Raw genomic sequence first — 17466 nt, forward strand, 5'->3', positions numbered from 1 at the left:
TTGTGTAATAATCGTTGCATTACACTTTTGAAGAAGTGCCGCTCTACTACTTCCTTTTGCACCTGTTGCACATCCGTAACTCCCGCAAAAATTGGAGTAAGAGCAGCTGTTGCGCTCTAATGCGGCATGTGAGAGGATTGCCCTTGGAGTAGCGATAGCCTCAAATCTAAGAGATTTGCACGCTCTATCAAACCACTTTGTCACTCTGCTCTCTTGGAGTTTTACATAAGGAAACTGCGCCGTACTTCGAGGCTCTAAAAAGGAGTGTGGCACTACTTCCCCCGAAACACCCACTATGCGCTCAACTTTTTCATAGTAAGGTTCTAGCTCTTCATAAGAGAGAGGCCAATCCACCACATTTGCGCCCTCTACTTTGCCGTAAGTCGAGAGAAGCTTGAAATCATTTGGCTTTAAACGGTGAAAAAAACCGCTCATTAAATTTGAAGATCCTCCCACCATAGAGCCATTCCAAAAACTCCATTGTTCTTCACTTCCTACATATCTTGTGCGTTTTTGCTCTGCATCTAACTCATAGATAACATGCTGTTCCTGCTTAAGGTCAGGGGTAAAAAGTTCACGGCGCGAAACTGCTAACTCATCTTTGTTAAAATCATCTTCCTTATACTCTTTTCCCTTTTCAAGCACTACGACACTAAAACCGGCACGACTTAGCTCGTAAGCTACTGGCGAACCGCCTGCGCCACTTCCTATAATACATATATCATACATCATAAATAAGCTCTTTTTGGATGCGGCTCTCCTGCGCTAAATCCGAGCCATCTTTGCGCTGCATCTCTTTTATTAACACCATAACTAGCATCACTGTAGAGCGCTTCCATGCTATAGGTCAAAAGAGATTCAATCCATGACTTGCCCCATCCATATTCTGCAATCTCTTGTAATACATCTTGTCGCTTTTGCTGTGAGAGGTTGTAATAAAGTTTACCATAAAGCTTCAAAGACTCTTCATGTAGCCATTGAACTCCGTTACGAAGAAACTTTTTTTCTGTAGTGCTAATCCTTGAGTGGTCTAAAATAAGCAGAAGATAAGAAGCAGTATCGACATCTAACTCTTTTGCTTTGGGAAAAAGATCTTCTTGTACAAGCGTGAGAGTTTTTAAAGGCTCCGCTGCACCATATAAAGAGGAGCCGTAAAAAAGTAAAATAGCTCCACCTAAAAAGCTCTGTTTGAAAAAATTTCTGCGTATATTTAAAATCATACTTTATTGTACCAATATTTCTTGCTTTTTGTTCCGCAAAAAAAGAGCTATCCTCTAACTTTTCTCGCCAAAGAAAAGTCTGTCAAGACTAAATTTACCCGCTCCATGCGATACAAATAACAACAAAAAAAGCATATAGTACAGCGGTATTTCAAAACCGTTATCGCCGGCTGAGAAGCCGTTTGGAAGATGTACTGTTACAATAGCAACAATCATCACTATAATAAGAGGTAGTGAAATTAAACGAGTCAAAAACCCTAAAGTAAGCAATACAACACCTGTCATCTCGGTACTAGCCGCCATGTAGGCATTGAGCGTTGGAAATGGTATTCCTAAAGATGCAAACCAATCAGCCACGGCACTCATATCACTCCACTTGTTTATAGCAGGTCCATAAAATCCATATGCAACCGCTAATCGTGCAAATAATAAAGCGGGTGATTTTGCATATTCACTCAGCCTAGAAAAATTAAGATATATTTGTTTGCAGTTCATAACATACTCCTCAATAAATTTTAAACTGACACATAATAACAGCTATTTACAACTCTGTATGTAAGCTTGACTACATACATTATCATGTAAAAAATGTTACACTCATCGGCTTTTTATAGGGAATTTAAAAACTTTTCATAAAATCAAATAATCGTTTCTAGATGCAAAAGAGCTGGCTTTGTGGCAAACTCCTCACAATTATCCTTTAAACTCTTAATTGATTAAATTTTTAAGCAGAGTTGTCTCTGCTTAAAATATAATACTAGTCATCACCACGCTTGCCGTCACGTTTCATCTCTTTTTTTGAGTCTCCACATTTACTGTCACGTTGCATCTCTTTTTTTGAGTCTCCGCATTTGTTGTCACGTTGCATCTCTTTTTTTGAGTCTCCGCATTTGTTGTCGCGTTTCATCTCTTTTTTTGAGTTACCGCACTTACCGGCGCCACATTTCATTCCCTCAGCACTCACTGTCGTAGCACCAACGCTTAAAACCATTGCAGCAGCTGCAACTAATGATAAAAAATTCAACTTTCTCATATGTCATCCTCTAGTTTTTTAAGTTCAAAAATCATTGTATCACAACTATTGTAATTTTTAATATGGTAATACTTAAGTAGAATCATGTGTCATAAAATTTGTATCTTTTTTCTTAAGAGTGTAACAATTTTATTTTTCAAATGTTTTGAAAATTTTATTTACAATCTTTTGTACACTATTTTCTTATATCTTGCTTTTTTCTTCTTTGCTCAAAAATGGCTCATAGCTGTTTTTTTGTAAAATATCTTTATAGTCATATATAGAGTCAACATATTTTACAGGTTCACTTCCTCTTGCATACCCATGCTTAAGTGTTTTGTAATACTTTTTTTGAGCAAGAAGAGGAATTGCTTTTTTCAAATCACTCCAGACATTTTTATTTAGCCCCATCCTCTCTGCTAATATCTGTGCATCAAAAATATGCCCTAATCCTATATTGTATGCAGCAAGAGCAAATTTTAGGCGATCTTCCCCTACGACTTCCTCGGGAACAAGCTTTAACATCTGATTTAGGTGTTTTGCCCCTCCCTCTATACTTTGCTCTGGGTCAAGTCTATTTTTGACTCCAAGTTGTTCTGCCGTTGAGAGTGTTAGCATCATCAATCCTCTTACTCCTGTATAGCTTTTAGCGTTTGGGTTCCAATGTGATTCTTGGTATGATTGAGCAGCTAAAACAGAGCATGGAATATCATACTTCTCCCCATATTTTTGAAAAAACTCTTTATATTTAGGCAGTCTTGTTTTTATCCTGTCATAAAATGTTTTAGTGTTATAGTAGTCAAAAAATAGAGCAAAACTATAGTAGTGATCTTTTAGACGCGCCATCTCTCCACTTTGATTAAATCCGTTAATCCATGAGTACATATCATCTTTTAACTCCTTTGAATCAGCCGCAAGTATCCATGCCAACTGCTCCCTATTGCTAACAGAAAAGGCTAGGGCTATCTTTGGAAAATAGCGTTGATTTAGGGCGTATATGTTTGAGTCCGCAATAGTGCAGTCTATCTCATTAGTAGCTACCTTTGCCAAAAGTTCTTCTGTAGAGTATTCTGACGTATATGTAGCATTTATATCAAAACCATCCTCACGTAACAACCCTATAGTTTCGCTGTAGCTTGTATCTTCCCCCACAACTATTTTAAGTCCTGCTAAATCTTCAATACTTTTTGGAAAGTGTCCCTGCCATAACATTCCTCTATAGCATACCACCTGTTGCTGTGCCTCAAAATATGATGGACCGAAGTTAAAATTTTTCTCTTTTATTTTAGTTTTTGCCAAAGATGCGGAGATTATATGAATATTTGATTTTTTACTAAACTCCAAAGCCTCTTTTGTAGTATTTACCATCGTTATATTTAAATCAACTCCTAAATGCTTGGAATAGGCATCAAGAAGATCATACTCAAAACCCTTTGGTCCATCGGAACCTAGATAGTAAGTTGATGGCGAGTTTAGCAGCACTACGTTAAGAAGCTTTTTCTCTTTTATCTCATCAAGTACAGATGGCGCTTTAATCCTATGAATAGGGTTGTAAGCCGTATGAGAGAGCCATCCGAAAACAAAAAAAGATATAGCAAAAAATATTACTACGCTTAGTTTAAGATATTTGTCCATAAATATTAGTTTACACCTTAAAGCTTACGCAAATATAAAGCGATTTGTGCCATCTTCATACTCATGTGCCAACACCTGATTATGCGCTTTTAAAATAGAATCAACCAGATATAAACCAAGCCCAAAACTGTTTTTTGCCGGATTGTCTTTAGTAAAAGGTTCTATATAATAGTGTAAAGGATGTGCAATGCAATCTCCTCTACTCTCAAAACATAACTCAGCGTTTTTTATCAAGATTTTCACATGTGCATCTGCTGAGTATTTTATGCCGTTGTCTATCATGTTTTTGATTGCTGTTGTATAGAGTCTATAGTTTGCATTTATTTTATAAGTTGCTTCGACATCAATCGTAACAGAACTTTTATCTATCATCGCCATATCTATAGCGCCGTCTATAATGTCAACCAAACGGTACTCTTTAAAATCTGTTTTATCCCCAAGGCTAGTTACCTCTTCTATAAGCGCAAACTCGTTAACTAAAGACTCCAAACGCCCAAAAATAGAGCTAAATCTATCTATTTGTTTTTGAGACTCGAGCATTTGAGTAGCAATGGTTCCTTTAGCAATAGGCGTTTTAAGCTCATGCATTATATTTCGTAAAAAGAGAGTTCGTGACTCTAAAATAATGTTGATTTTTTCTCTTGTCGCTTCAAGTTCATTAGATATAAGTGCTATTTCATCATGTCCTTTAGTTTTAAAAGATATATTCATATTTCCATCGCCATAAAGAGCAATCTTTTTTCTAAGTCTGATAAGCGGTCTTAATTTTTGTAAAATCAAAACAAAAGAGAAGGAGATTATTAATATAATTGTCATGTACGAATAAGCGACATTCCAGTATCTATATGGCTTTGACCCTTCATCTAAAATAAGTACCGAGGATGTTGGTGCCTGAATATAAAAATATATTTTTTTATTAAACTCAAGCATAGTTACAGTTAGATCTGTTACTGTTTTTTTGGTAAAAACTCCCTCTTGAGAGAACATAAGAGATGCTTTAACACTTTGAAAATCTTTCTTCTTTAAAATTTTTGCATTTTTTAAAACTGTTTTTATTGCTTCATTATTTTTTTCCAACACAAAGCTGTATACTGCCAGATTTACCTCAAGCATGATTTGTGAATCTTGTTTTTGCTGATGCTGACGAAATATTTGAGTGATTGTTGCATGTTTTGTAAAGATATGGTCTACATAGTGTTGTTTGTTTAAAATAAAAAACTCCCAAAACACTACACTTACGCTTATAATAGTAACCGTAAGTGCAAAAAGTACGGTTATTAAAACGGCATGTTGGCGCACTAGTTTATCCCCTACTTTTAATCAAGAAGAGAGAATTGCTTACTTAAGAAGTTTATAACCAACGCCTCTTACCGATTCTATAAGAGACTTATCTCCTAGTTTGTTTCTAATTCTTCCTACCATTACATCGATACTTTTATTTGACGAATCTTCATTTATAGCATTTACATTATGGATAAGATCCTCTCTTGAGACAACCAACCCCTGTTTTGCTATCATGTAAGAGAGTATCCCAAACTCTGCTTTTGTAAGATCTATATTTCTTCCCCTATAACTGATAGTCATAGATGAGACATCGCATTTAAAGTCGCTTTTAGACTCCTCTTTTTGTTGCGATTTAGCCTCGTAGCGCCTTAAAACAGAGTGGATACGCGCTTCAAGTTCTCTAGGATCGTACGGCTTTGGAAGATAATCATCAGCCCCAAGTTCAAGTGCTTTTATTTTGTCGGTCACATCGCTTCTAGCAGATGAGATTATTATCGGAATATCTTGTCTCTCTCGAATCGCTTCACAAACCTCCAAACCGTCCATGCCCGGAAGCGTTAAATCCAAAATAACTAAGTCAAAAGGTTCCAATTTCAATATGCTTACCGCTTTAAAAGGGTCATCTTCAGTAACAACCTCAAACTCAAACTGCTGAAGATACTCCGTAAGTATCTCTGCTAACTCCAAATCATCTTCAATCATTAATATTTTTTTCATGTTAGAATTCTAACAGATATGCACTAATAAGTAGTTAATAGTATGCAAAATCTTTAATTATAGAGTATTGATGTAACATTAAACGCTATAAATGCTAGCAAGTACGCTACAATGGAAGTAAAAGCAAAAAGATAAAAGAAGTATTTTATTCCTCCGGCTTCACGTGTAAATACGACTGATGCAGCTAAACAAGGCAGATATATCATTATTACAACTATAAAAGCAACAGCCGACGGAAAGGAGATATTTTTTGAGATTATCTCTTTTAATGAGATGCTCTGCTCATCAACATTACCTCCCAGCGCATATAAAACGCCCAGAGTTGAGACGACGACCTCTTTTGCGGCAAGCCCTGTTTGAAGTGCCACACTCATCTTCCAGTCAAACCCCAACGGCGCAAAAAGAGGCTCTGAAAATTTACCAATTTGCCCAAGATAACTCTGCTCTAATTTAGCCTCTGCAAATATATTTTCAAGAACTCTCTTCTCCTGCTCACTTAGTGACTCCTCTATTTTAAGGGCATAGCTCTCTTGTAACTGTGCATTGTGTGGATAGTTGCTTAAAAACCAGACAAGTATTGATGCGGCTGCTATGAAAGTTCCCGCTTTTTTTAAGTACATTAAAGTTTTTGCAGCAACCGTATGCCAAATCAGCTTTAGTGACGGTAATCTGTACTTTGGCATCTCCATAACAAACGGCTCATCCACTCCTTTAAATGCAGTAAGTTTAAGTATTTTAGCCGCAAAAAGTCCAAGCATGGCACCTGCTATATAGATGGCAAAAAGGATGTTTCCAGCCATAGACTCGGAGAAAAATGCACCTGCAAAAAGAACATATACGGGGAGTCTTGCCCCGCAACTCATAAAACCTATAATAAAAAGCGTCAGAAGTCTATCACGGTCATTTTTTAAAATCCTCGCCGACATGTAGGCAGGAATCGAGCAACCAAAACCGGTTACAAGCGGTATAAATGATTGCCCATGAAGACCAAATTTATGAAAAAACCCATCAAGCAAAAACGCAACTCTTGACATGTAACCCGTACTCTCCAAAAGTGCAATACCGACAAAAAGTATCGCAATATTTGGAACAAAAAGGATAACAGCGCCGACTCCAGAGATAATGCCATCAACCACAAGAGAACGAATATCCTCATTTGCTATTGTTGCACCGACTGTATCACCAAACCAAACAAAAAAAGCATCTATCCACTCCATAGGAATAGAGCCTATCTCAAATGTTAGCTGAAAAAGTGCCCACATAAAAAAGAGAAATATCGGTATGCCAAACATTTGATGTATTAAAACAGAGTCTATTTTATCCGTCAAAGTTTTCTTCTGTGTCTCCTTCTCCTGCTTTAAAACTTCCGCAATAACTCCGCGGTTAAAAGAGGCATACTCTTCGGCAAAAGCCTCCTTTATGTCATTGCACTCATGATGGAGTTCTATATGTTTTGATGCATCTATTAAAATTGGCTGCAACTCCGTCCAAATTGGTTCATCATGAAGTTTTGCATAAGTTTTTTTATCATTTTTTAGCAGATTTATCGCGATGTTTCTGTAGGAATTTTCATCTTTATAATTATGTTTACCCAAGTAATCGACTATTATGCCTATCTCCTCCTCAACTGCTTCGCTAAATATAAGTTTATACTCCATACTCTGGGCTTCATATTCGACTATCATGGCTTCAATAAGGTCGGCTATTCCCTCTTTTGTTGCGGCGGAGACTTTCACACAAGAAAATCCTAGAAGTTCGGACATATATTCACTGTCTATATTAATCCCTTCTTTTTGCGCCTCATCGCTCATATTTAGAGCAAGCAGCATCTTTTTGCCGATACTCATAAGTTCCGCAGTAAGTTGAAGGTTTTTTTGTAAATTTGTGGAGTCAACTACATTGATGATAAGATCATAATCTTGACTCAAAAGATATTCACTTGTCACTCTCTCCTCGATAGAGTAATCGCTCAATGCATAGGTTCCTGGAAGATCTACTACGGTAAAATGATACTCTTTATAGTCAAAAAGGACTTCGCTCTTCTCAACAGTAACGCCGGTAAAATTTCCTACATGCAGATTTGCATTTGAGATAGAGTTGATAAGCATACTTTTGCCGACATTTGGCTGCCCGACCAACGCTATTTTTATATGTTTTGCCGTTATCGGACAACTCTTTATCGCTGCTTTCATATTTTTTCAACCTCTATTTGCTCGGCTTCTTTAGCTCGAAGAGCAATTCTCATCTTACCCACCTTTATCTCTATCGTACTTTTTGCAGGAGCATACTCCAAAACCTCAACAACCGCACCTTTCATGATTGAAAAGGATATAAGTCGCCTCTTAAGTTCTGCATCTGCATGAAGTTTAATAACTTTTACCACACATGCTTTTTTGCAATCACTTAATCTTTTTGTTTGATTTGTCATGCTCTACTCTTTTTTTACTTTTTATAATGATAATAGATATCATGTTAATAGTTGATTAATTAATTATGATATTCATCATTATATTAAAAACTGTATGAGATTAAAGCTCTAATATTTTCCCAATCTCCACCGTTACTCTCACTGTTTTCTTTATCCTCATTTTTAACATATATAGCTGCAATCGTTAGGTTCTCATTTGGCGTATATTCAAAACCAATATTTTGTTCTACTATATGCTCTTTTGCTCCAAGAGAGTCCGCATTTGCGTCAAAATCCCCGTATGCATACATAAAACCAAAATCATTATGTTTGTATGTAAAACCAGCTACAACAGCTTGAGCATCTCTATCTGTAGTTATAGCATCTATTATCATGGAGTCCATATTTGTATATAAAGTTCCACCGCCAAAACCTGAAAAACTACCTTTAAGCGCTTGTTTTTTAGAGTTGTTATAAGCAGCGGAAATAGCAAAATCTTCAAATATTACTAACTCAGCCATTGCTCCATATATTGAAGAGTCTATACCACTGTTGTCCGATTCGCTCTGATTTATATATTGTGCACTTGTATGAAATGCATAATTTTTTGATAAAGCTATATGTAGAGATATATCTGCATAAACCGAAGAGTTTGCAACATTGCCCGTTGCGCTGTTTGGATTATCATCTTTAGATATGTCGTAATACCATAATCTTGTATCTATAAAATCAGTAGAGTATGAGATTCCACCGAAATATGTTCCGTCTTTGCCTGTATCAGACCATGGGTTTGCAGGAGACAAACCAGCGTCTGTTCCCTGCCATCTTGTAAGCAAACCGCCCATAAGCATCAACCCCTCACTCTCATAAGTTGCTGTATATGCTTCAAAAGTATTTAAAATCATTCTTATGTCATCGCTGTTTGCTAAGGGAGTTTCTATAAGCTGACGACCCGCACGGAGGTTTAATCCTCCATTTTTATAATTTATATAAGCTTGAGAGAGTTCTGTATAACTCCCTTTTTCAGAAGATATCTCACTGTTTTGCTTTGCATAATTACCTGTTGCAAAATTTATATCATTTGCCGTCGTGACTTCTATAGCTGCATTAAATCCCTTATACTCTGCAAGTTCATACTTTAGTAAACCGCCGATTGCAGTTGCATATTTATTCTCGCTAGCACTATTATCATACCCAGAATACAACATTCTGACCTGCCCTGAAACCGCACCGTCTTTAAATATATGCTTAAGACGCTCAACGACAGTAATCTCTTTTTCTTTGGGTTTTGCAACTTCATCAATTATATCTCTAACCGAGTGTTCTCTATCTTTAACTCTTTGAGATGCTTCTTGTGCGGCACTTACATTACTGTTTAGTATTAAAACAGCAAGAGATACACTAAGAACTATTTTCTCCATGGTTAATAACCTTTTATTTAGTTTACTTTTGAAATGATAATCAATATCAACTTATATAAAACTTAACTTTGATAATTCTTATCATAGTTAAGGCTATTAAAAATCCTTGTTAATTAAAACTTTTTTTAGGCTATAATTTCAAGAAAAAAGATTATTATGAAATTTTTATTTACTAGCAAATCGCACTTCAATCTTGCTAATCTCTTTACTTTTGTAAACATAACTGCAGGACTACTGGCAACATACTTTATAACTCAAAACAACTTTTTTTTAGCAATTATTTTGGCTTGGGTTGGCGGAGCTTTTGATATTTTTGATGGCAAAATTGCTAGAAAATATAGCCTCTCAAGTGAATTTGGTATTCAGCTTGATAGTTTTGCGGATTTTTTAAGTTTTGTTCTTGTGCCTGTATTTTTAATTTTTCAAGCGGTTTATAGCATCAGCTTTTCAGGTATCTGGATGTTTTTCGCCGGAGTTGCAAGCATCTACTATGTTATCTTCGGGCTTAGAAGACTTATAGAGTTTAATATTAATGCTGATGCGGGAGAGGTAAGCAAATACTTCACAGGCGTTCCTACTCCGCTAGGGGCAATCCTGCTCTGGCTTATCTATCTGGGTTCTGCCTATGAATTTTTATCGCCTTATCTCGTAGTTATTGCTATGATACTTATAGGTTGGAGCCTTAACTCCAAAATAAAAGTACCGCACCCTTAATCTATTTACTATTAAGTGCGTACTTTCCACTTCCAAGCATAAAAATCAGAATTGACATTATAAGATACAAAAACGGTAGCTCAAAAACGGGCGCTCCATGTTTACTAAGAGTAAAGAGTGAATTTCCGTATGCTAAAAATATTGCAAAAAGCATATTAAGCGCCAAAACCAAAGATGCAACTCTGGCATAAATCCCCAGTAAAATCAAAATCGGAACTACTATCTCGCCTACATATACGCCATACGCCAAAAATTCCGGAACTCCTGCGCTTATGGTTAAATGTTTTACACCGCCTATACCATTTATAATTTTATCAACCCCATGAAAGAGCATCATTACTCCTACGCTAAGCCTTAAGAGAAGTTTTGCTACATCGTTTGTCATTTTTTTGCTTCCTCACTTTTTCTAAATCTGCAGCCTCCCACCAAAATTACCTTACCTGTTTTTATAGCCTCCGCTATATACGCCAGTGTGCCTTTTGGGTCAGCATCTCCAACCTCCTCCTCTATTATCTTAAGAAGGTCATCCTCATTTGTTACTCTCCATGTTTTTTCATAACTATATTGTGTCTCTATTTTCATAAGAGTATAATATCCAAAATTTAAAAAAATTACGATTTATTTAAAGCTACCCCTCTCTTTTTACCCATTATAAACTTAACTGATTCGTAATATAATTTATTTAAATTAAAAACACAGTTTATTTAGGTATAATTCGCTAAATATTTTAGGGGAAGGTGCCTTGCCATTTGTGGCATGCTTGTATCATCTCCTACTCAAAGGAAAATGATGCAAGAAAATGCACAAACAAAACCAGAACAAAAGGCGATCACATTTGATGATCTAGGATTAAAAAAAGAGTTACTTCAAAGCGTTAAAGATGCGGGTTTTACAATTCCAAGTCCTATTCAAGCAGCGGCAATACCATTTATACTTGCAGGTCGTGATATAGTCGGTCAAGCACACACAGGTACAGGTAAAACTGCAGCGTTTGGTCTTCCGGCACTTAACAATATTGACCCAAGAAGCGGAGTTAGCATACTTGTTATAACTCCGACTCGTGAACTAGCTACGCAGGTAAGCGATGAGCTCTTTAAGTATGGTAGAAACATAAATGCTAAAACAGTTACTGTTTACGGTGGTAGCTCTTACAACAGACAAATCGACCTTATCCAAAGAGGTGCTAGTGTTGTTGTTGCAACTCCGGGAAGACTCCTAGACATTCTTAAAAAGAATCTCTTAAAAGATTTTGCTCCTAGTATTGTTGTTCTTGATGAAGCAGATGAGATGCTTGACATGGGATTTTTGGATGATATTAATGAAATATTCTCATACCTTCCATCAAACCGTCAAACACTTCTATTTTCTGCAACTATGCCGAAACCTATTAAACTTCTTGCTGAGAGAATTTTAGACAATCCTGAGTTTATAAGCATCACACAGGGCGAAACTACAAATACAGACATTAACCAAGAGTATTATGTAATTGAAGAGTCTGAGAGAGATGATGCAATCATTCGTCTTATGGACTCTGAAGAGTGTAAAAAAGCAGTTGTTTTTTGTAGAACAAAAAGCGAAGTAGATAGACTCTCAAATGTTCTCTCTAACGCTGGATATTTAGCAAACGGTCTTCATGGAGATATGGAGCAGCGCCAACGTGAAACTGTAATCAAGGGTTTTAAAAACAACAATGTAAATGTTTTAGTTGCTACCGACGTTGCAGCCCGCGGAATACATGTAGATAATATCTCACATGTTTTTAACTACCATATCCCTTTTGACCCTGAATCTTACGTTCACCGTATCGGAAGAACAGGACGTGCGGGAACTAAAGGTAAAGCGATTACACTTCTTACTCCGTTAGAGTTTAAAGAGCTTCAGCGCATAAAAACAAAAGTTGGAACTACTATGACGCATGCATTTGTTCCAAGCAAAAATGATCTAAGAGCAACAAATCTAAAATCAATAGTCGCAAATATAGAAGATCAAAAAATTTATGATGAAGCACATCAGGTTCTTGATCTTTTAAAACAAGATATAGATGAAGAGACAATTATGTTCAAGCTTGTATCTATGATTTTAGATAAACAGACTATCCAAGGTCCAAACACTATCGGCATTCCTGCCGATAAATTGGCTGCTATCCTAGAAAGAGCAGCTAACAGAAGAGACCCTAAGGGTGGGCGTGGAGGTTTCCGTGGAAGCAGAAGCCGCTCAAGCTCAAGCACAAGCAAAGACAGAAATCGCTCAGGAAGCAGTGAGAGAACTCGCTCAAGCGAAAGTCGTCCAAGCGGCGGCTATCGTGGAAATAGCACTAGCAGTGATAGAAGTCGTCCAAGCAGCGGAGATAGAAACCGCAATAGAACTAGAGACTAAAACTACCAAAAAGTTAGAAATTTTTTCTAACTACCCCTACAACGGCGCTTTTGGCTATTACGAAAGCGCCTCGTTGATATCAAAAATTTCAAACCTTATCCCCCAACTCCAAAACTCTTCTAAATTATTTAATCTGATATAATTTGCATAAAAAAAGGGAAATAATGACTATTTTTGAAGATAATGAACTATACATAGAAAAAGAACCAAGCCAAATCCCATGGCTGAAAATATTTACAAAAGAGCCATACAAAGAGTTAGGTGACACTCCAAAAGAGCTAAGAGTCAGACTCTGGGAAGTCTACGATGTCGTGGAAGAGGAGATGAAAAAATATTATAAGCCTAAAAAAATAAATATGGCATCGTTTGCAAATATGTTGCCGCGTGTTCACATACATGTCATGGCGAGATTTGAAGAGGATAGCCATTTTCCAAACCCGATGTGGGGAGAAAAACTCAGAGATGCAAATCTAAATCTTCCAGATGAGAAAGAGTTTTATAAAAGAGTTAAAAAAGCTTTAGAAAACAAAAAAAATGTATAAAGACTTTTTCATCATTAAAATTCTCAATTTTGTTCAACGAAGAAGTTAGACAAAAGTGTTATTTTAATGGTGAAAATGGGACTAACGCCGAACCCCATGTCAATCCCCCGCCAAAAGCATCAAGCAACATAAGCTCGCCGGCATGAAGTTTTCCACTCTCATATATATCATTAATCGCCATTGGGATAGAAGCACCTGAGGTATTTCCATACTTTTCAACAGTAAGCACTATTTGCTCATCTTTTAGTTTTAGAGCATCGCCTACGGCTTTTATAATTCTTAGATTTGCTTGGTGGGGTACAAAATGCTTGATATCAGAACTTTGTATATTGTTATCGCTTAATATCTCTATAACATCTTTTGTAAGTGTTTTTACTGCAATTTTAAAGGTCTCATTCCCCTTCATCTGCATAAAACAGCTTGAAGCTTCTTGCTCTAGTGAGTCATGCGCAGAGCCACTTCCGCCATTTGGTGTCATAAGCAAATCTGCAAATGAACCGTCTGCTCCGGTATGAATATCTATAATAGCCTCTTCTTTGTTATCAGTCGCGCTAATAACCGCAGCTCCAGCGCCATCACCAAAAAGGATACATGTACCTCTGTCGCTATAGTCTGTAATTGCAGAGAGTTTTTCTGCCCCTATGATAAGCACATTTTTTTTCATGCCTGCTTCTATAAATGCTTTTGCTATTGAGAGAATATAAACAAACCCGGTACATGCAGCAGAAATATCAAATGCGGTAATATTTTTAAGTCCCAACTTTGTACTTATTATAGTTGCCGTAGAGGGCATACAAAAGTAATCAGGAGAAATAGTAGCACATATAATCATGTCTATTTTGCTCTTATCTATACCGCTTCTCTGCAAAGCAAGTTTTGCGGCTTTAGCACCCATATCACTCGTAAACTCATCGCTCGCTGCAATATGACGCTCTTTAATGCCTGTCCTTTTAGTTATCCACTCATCTGAAGTATCAACCATTTTTGAGAGCTCTTCATTTGAAAGTATTTTACTAGGTATGTACGCACCAATAGAACGAAAAGCAGCATATGCCATCAAGCTTCCTTGTTTTTTAGTGTTTCAAGTCTATCAACTATATGTTTATTTACGCCCGTATCAACATAGTTTACAGCTTGAAAAATTGCATTTTTTATAGCTTTTGGAGTGCTTTTTCCATGACTAACAATAACACAGCCTTGAATACCGATAAGAGGTGCTCCGCCTATCTCTTCATAATCCATCTGCTTTTTTAAGAGCTTGAATACTTTTCTCATAAGAAGAGCTCCCGTAATTGCTATAGGGGATTTTCTTATATAATCTTTTATCAGTCCGCTGATAGTAGATGCTACTCCCTCAGATGCTTTAAGCACTAAGTTTCCTACAAATCCGTCACATACTATAACATCACAGCTTGCATTGAAAATATCACTACCCTCAACATTGCCTTTAAACCCTTTGTACCCATCAAGCAGTTTAAACGCTGCTTTTGTAACTTCATTTCCCTTGCTCTTCTCTTCGCCATTTGCAAGAAGTCCGATTGAAGGGGTTAGGATTTTAAACATATCTTCAGCGTAGCATCCACCCATTACTCCAAACTGTAATAGATGTTCAGCCTTAGAATCTACATTTGCACCAACATCCAAAACCACTGATTTGCGGGAATTTTTTGTCGGCATTAGCGCTACTAGTGCGGGTCTTAAGACTCCTTTTAATCTACCTAATCTAAGGGTAGCCAAAGTCATTGTTGCTCCACTGTGTCCAGCAGATACTACTCCATGCGCCTCGCCATTTTTTACCAACTCAATAGCTTTATAGACAGAGCTCTCTTTTCTTTTTACAGCATCAGTTGCAGCATCATCCATAGAGATGACATCATCAGCTTCAACTATAGAAATCTTATCTCTATAACGTTTTGGTAACAGAGGTAAAATTTCTGATTTTTTACCTACAAGGATAGGAATAAAAAGTTTATATTTAAGAGCTTGTATGCAGCCCTCTACTATTGGCTTGGGACCGAAGTCCCCACCCATCACATCAATCGCAATCTTTACCATATACTATTTATACTCACCGGTTGTCGGGTTGATATGGTGTGGAAGCTTGTATGTTCCGTCTTTGTCTTTAACTGGTTTTGCTAAAGTTATTTTGTAGTGAGTTCTTCTCTTTGCTGAACGTGAATGAGAGACTCTTCTTTTTGGTACTGCCATAATATATTCCTTTCGTTTTGTTTAAAAAGCGAAATGTGTGCAAAGCCCACGTTTACGCTTGCCGTTACATAAAAATTTGCCTCTTTTTAAGGCAAACACTATGTTTAAAAAAACCTCTTATTCAAAGGTACTGTTTTTATTACAATTTTCGCAACTATGATAATCGCTCTTTATAAGTTCAATCTCTGAGCTTAGAATAGCTTCTAAATCTATTGTAGAGTCTAACGACTCCACAACGTCTAAAAGAGACTCTTCTCGCTTTTCATAAAGACCATCCGAGATAAAAAATTCTAAATCTTCATCAATGTCAAGTCTAAATTCTTCAGCACAAATATCACAATTTACGTCAATTTCCCCATTTAACCCTGCTTTTAGCAAAATTAATTTATCGGCATCATACTGTAAATAACCTTTAAAAGTCATTTCGTCAGATTTAACTTCAAAGTCTAACGGCGTACTGCTTACTTTTCGTAATTCTATTTTCATAAAGGAAGCTTAACTCTCTTTAGTAAATATTGCTTCATAAATTAAGAAATTTCTCTCTCAGAGAAAAAGAATGCAATCTCTACAGCTGCATTCTCAACAGAGTCACTTCCATGAACCGCATTAGCATCTATGTTTTCAGCAAAATCAGCACGGATAGTGCCAGCTTCAGCCTCTTTAGGATTAGTAGCACCCATAAGATCACGGTTTTTAGCCATAGCATTTTCGCCTTCTAAAACTGAAACAACTACTGGGCCGCTAATCATAAAATCAACTAAATCACCAAAGAAAGGTCTCTCAGAGTGAACTGCGTAGAAAGCTTCTGCATCAGCGCGTGAAAGCTGTATCTTTCTTGTTGCTGCTATTTTAAGGCCATTGCTCTCAAAACGATCTAAAATCTTACCTACAACACCTTTAGCAACGGCATCTGGTTTTATTATTGATAGTGTGCGTTCCATCAAATCTCCTGTTAAATATATAAAATTAGAGTGGAATTGTACCTAAAAAGAATCTGTTTTGAGCTAAAATGAAAATTTTTTTTGATATGTCTAAAAAAAGAGGTAATCACAAAGTGTAAAACACTCTGTGATTTTTAAAAAAAGAGAATTACTCTACTACAGCCTTACCAACTCCACGCATATCATCTGAGATATCTGCACGGTGTGATGGGCTTTCGCCTACAGCATCCCATGTAATACATCCCTCCGTAGGACAAGCAGTAGCACAAGCAGGTTCGTCATGATGACCAACACACTCTACACATTTGTTTGAATATACGTAATAAACTTCCTCACCTGTTGGATTATCATCCTCATCTACAATCGCTTCAACCGGGCACTCGTCAATACAAGCTCCACAATTAATACATGTATCACCAATAATTACTGCCATTAGGATTCTCCTAGTTTTTATTTTCGAAGTAAGTTTAGCCAAAGATTTTTAAATAAAGCTAAAAAATCCTCCCTAAAAGAGCAACAAATAGAATTTGTTACCCTTTTTATATTAAAAATTACCATAGAAACTAGTCTTGATAATAATTATTATTAAATTTTAAGATAGTTTCTTATCTCATCTACTCTATCTGTTTTCTCCCACGTAAAATCATCATCTTCTCTTCCAAAATGTCCATATGCAGCAGTTTTTCTATATATAGGACGCAAAAGGTTCAAAGATTTTATGATTCCTCTTGGGGAGAGGTCAAAAAGCTCTTTTATGCATGCTTCTATTTTTGCTTCATCAACAACGCCTGTTTTATGTGTATCTACCATTATAGAGATAGGCTTAACAACACCTATTGCATAAGATATCTGCAGAGTCACTCTATCACATGCTCCAGCTGCTACTAGGTTTTTTGCAATATGCCTACAAGCATAAGCAGCACTTCTGTCAACCTTAGTCGGGTCTTTTCCGCTAAATGCACCTCCACCATGAGGGCAACTTCCGCCAT

22 protein-coding genes are annotated in these 17466 nt (G+C 36.7%); 3 read left to right on the forward strand and 19 right to left on the reverse strand.

Annotation, left to right across the window (positions count from 1 at the left end):
• The 10 genes from M0Q17_RS06905 to M0Q17_RS06950 all read right to left on the reverse strand — a co-directional run.
• Positions 1 to 732, reverse strand: a 732-nt coding sequence (locus tag M0Q17_RS06905) for an NAD(P)-binding protein (protein WP_295085060.1), incomplete at its 3' end; no start/stop codon positions are given.
• Complete coding sequence (locus M0Q17_RS06910; RefSeq protein ID WP_295085064.1) at positions 729 to 1220, reverse strand: gluconate 2-dehydrogenase subunit 3 family protein; 492 nt, start codon at positions 1218 to 1220, stop codon at positions 729 to 731. The genes M0Q17_RS06905 and M0Q17_RS06910, both read right to left, overlap by 4 nt.
• 54 nt (positions 1221 to 1274) lie before the next feature.
• Positions 1275 to 1715, reverse strand: coding sequence for a DoxX family protein (locus tag M0Q17_RS06915; RefSeq protein WP_295085067.1), 441 nt, complete (start codon positions 1713 to 1715; stop codon positions 1275 to 1277).
• 262 nt (positions 1716 to 1977) lie between these two features.
• Positions 1978 to 2253, reverse strand: a complete 276-nt coding sequence (locus M0Q17_RS06920) for a hypothetical protein (RefSeq protein ID WP_295085070.1) — start codon at positions 2251 to 2253, stop codon at positions 1978 to 1980.
• Positions 2254 to 2436: 183 nt separating this feature from the next.
• Positions 2437 to 3867 carry a membrane-bound lytic murein transglycosylase MltF gene (mltF, locus tag M0Q17_RS06925; RefSeq protein WP_295085072.1) on the reverse strand — a complete coding sequence of 477 codons (1431 nt, stop codon included), beginning with the start codon at positions 3865 to 3867 and terminating at the stop codon, positions 2437 to 2439.
• Positions 3868 to 3891: 24 nt separating this feature from the next.
• The gene (locus M0Q17_RS06930) at positions 3892 to 5166 is read right to left on the reverse strand and encodes an ArsS family sensor histidine kinase (protein WP_295085074.1); all 1275 of its coding nucleotides are present in this window, start codon (positions 5164 to 5166) and stop codon (positions 3892 to 3894) included.
• Between the two features lie 39 nt (positions 5167 to 5205).
• The gene (locus M0Q17_RS06935) at positions 5206 to 5868 is read right to left on the reverse strand and encodes a response regulator transcription factor (protein ID WP_295085077.1); all 663 of its coding nucleotides are present in this window, start codon (positions 5866 to 5868) and stop codon (positions 5206 to 5208) included.
• 53 nt (positions 5869 to 5921) lie between these two features.
• The gene (gene feoB, locus M0Q17_RS06940) at positions 5922 to 8060 is read right to left on the reverse strand and encodes a ferrous iron transport protein B (protein WP_295085080.1); all 2139 of its coding nucleotides are present in this window, start codon (positions 8058 to 8060) and stop codon (positions 5922 to 5924) included.
• A complete protein-coding gene (locus M0Q17_RS06945) occupies positions 8057 to 8296 on the reverse strand; it encodes a FeoA family protein (RefSeq protein ID WP_295085082.1) in 240 nt (79 codons plus the stop codon). Before M0Q17_RS06945 ends, feoB begins: the two co-directional genes overlap by 4 nt.
• A gap of 83 nt (positions 8297 to 8379) precedes the next feature.
• Positions 8380 to 9696 carry a hypothetical protein gene (locus M0Q17_RS06950; protein WP_295085086.1) on the reverse strand — a complete coding sequence of 439 codons (1317 nt, stop codon included), beginning with the start codon at positions 9694 to 9696 and terminating at the stop codon, positions 8380 to 8382.
• A gap of 156 nt (positions 9697 to 9852) precedes the next feature.
• Between M0Q17_RS06950 and M0Q17_RS06955 the strand changes: the two genes are divergently transcribed.
• The gene (locus M0Q17_RS06955; RefSeq protein ID WP_295085089.1) at positions 9853 to 10410 is read left to right on the forward strand and encodes a CDP-alcohol phosphatidyltransferase family protein; all 558 of its coding nucleotides are present in this window, start codon (positions 9853 to 9855) and stop codon (positions 10408 to 10410) included.
• Between the two features lies 1 nt (position 10411).
• Here M0Q17_RS06955 and M0Q17_RS06960 read toward each other — a convergent pair whose 3' ends face one another.
• Together M0Q17_RS06960 and M0Q17_RS06965 are read right to left on the reverse strand one after the other, a co-directional pair.
• Positions 10412 to 10795: a DoxX family protein gene (locus M0Q17_RS06960; protein ID WP_295085092.1), complete on the reverse strand. Its 384-nt coding sequence runs from the start codon at positions 10793 to 10795 to the stop codon at positions 10412 to 10414.
• Entirely contained in the window at positions 10792 to 10992 is a 201-nt protein-coding gene (locus M0Q17_RS06965) for a hypothetical protein (RefSeq protein WP_295085095.1), read from the reverse strand. The genes M0Q17_RS06960 and M0Q17_RS06965 overlap by 4 nt, the downstream gene beginning before the upstream one ends.
• A gap of 207 nt (positions 10993 to 11199) precedes the next feature.
• Between M0Q17_RS06965 and M0Q17_RS06970 the strand changes: the two genes are divergently transcribed.
• Both M0Q17_RS06970 and M0Q17_RS06975 read left to right on the forward strand, forming a co-directional pair.
• A complete protein-coding gene (locus tag M0Q17_RS06970; RefSeq protein WP_295085098.1) occupies positions 11200 to 12786 on the forward strand; it encodes a DEAD/DEAH box helicase in 1587 nt (528 codons plus the stop codon).
• Positions 12787 to 12950: 164 nt separating this feature from the next.
• A complete protein-coding gene (locus M0Q17_RS06975; protein WP_295085101.1) occupies positions 12951 to 13328 on the forward strand; it encodes an HIT family protein in 378 nt (125 codons plus the stop codon).
• A 58-nt stretch (positions 13329 to 13386) separates the two neighbouring features.
• On the opposite strand, the gene M0Q17_RS06980 is transcribed toward M0Q17_RS06975, so the two are convergent.
• The 7 genes from M0Q17_RS06980 to M0Q17_RS07010 all read right to left on the reverse strand — a co-directional run.
• On the reverse strand, positions 13387 to 14385 hold the full coding sequence (locus M0Q17_RS06980; RefSeq protein ID WP_295085104.1) for a beta-ketoacyl-ACP synthase III: 999 nt from the start codon (positions 14383 to 14385) through the stop codon (positions 13387 to 13389).
• Positions 14385 to 15383 (reverse strand): phosphate acyltransferase PlsX, encoded by a 999-nt coding sequence (plsX, locus tag M0Q17_RS06985; protein WP_295085107.1) that lies wholly within the window; start codon positions 15381 to 15383, stop codon positions 14385 to 14387. The genes M0Q17_RS06980 and plsX overlap by 1 nt, the downstream gene beginning before the upstream one ends.
• A gap of 3 nt (positions 15384 to 15386) precedes the next feature.
• Positions 15387 to 15536: a 50S ribosomal protein L32 gene (gene rpmF / locus M0Q17_RS06990; protein WP_008335740.1), complete on the reverse strand. Its 150-nt coding sequence runs from the start codon at positions 15534 to 15536 to the stop codon at positions 15387 to 15389.
• A gap of 117 nt (positions 15537 to 15653) precedes the next feature.
• A complete protein-coding gene (locus M0Q17_RS06995; protein ID WP_295085110.1) occupies positions 15654 to 16022 on the reverse strand; it encodes a hypothetical protein in 369 nt (122 codons plus the stop codon).
• A gap of 41 nt (positions 16023 to 16063) precedes the next feature.
• On the reverse strand, positions 16064 to 16477 hold the full coding sequence (gene ndk, locus M0Q17_RS07000) for a nucleoside-diphosphate kinase (protein ID WP_295085114.1): 414 nt from the start codon (positions 16475 to 16477) through the stop codon (positions 16064 to 16066).
• Positions 16478 to 16625: 148 nt separating this feature from the next.
• The gene (locus M0Q17_RS07005) at positions 16626 to 16910 is read right to left on the reverse strand and encodes a 4Fe-4S dicluster domain-containing protein (RefSeq protein ID WP_295085116.1); all 285 of its coding nucleotides are present in this window, start codon (positions 16908 to 16910) and stop codon (positions 16626 to 16628) included.
• A gap of 152 nt (positions 16911 to 17062) precedes the next feature.
• Positions 17063 to 17466: methionine adenosyltransferase domain-containing protein (locus tag M0Q17_RS07010; protein ID WP_295085119.1), on the reverse strand; the 404-nt coding region annotated here is incomplete at its 5' end.

The sequence above is a fragment of the Sulfurimonas sp. genome (assembly GCF_023229105.1).
Classification (GTDB): domain Bacteria; phylum Campylobacterota; class Campylobacteria; order Campylobacterales; family Sulfurimonadaceae; genus Sulfurimonas.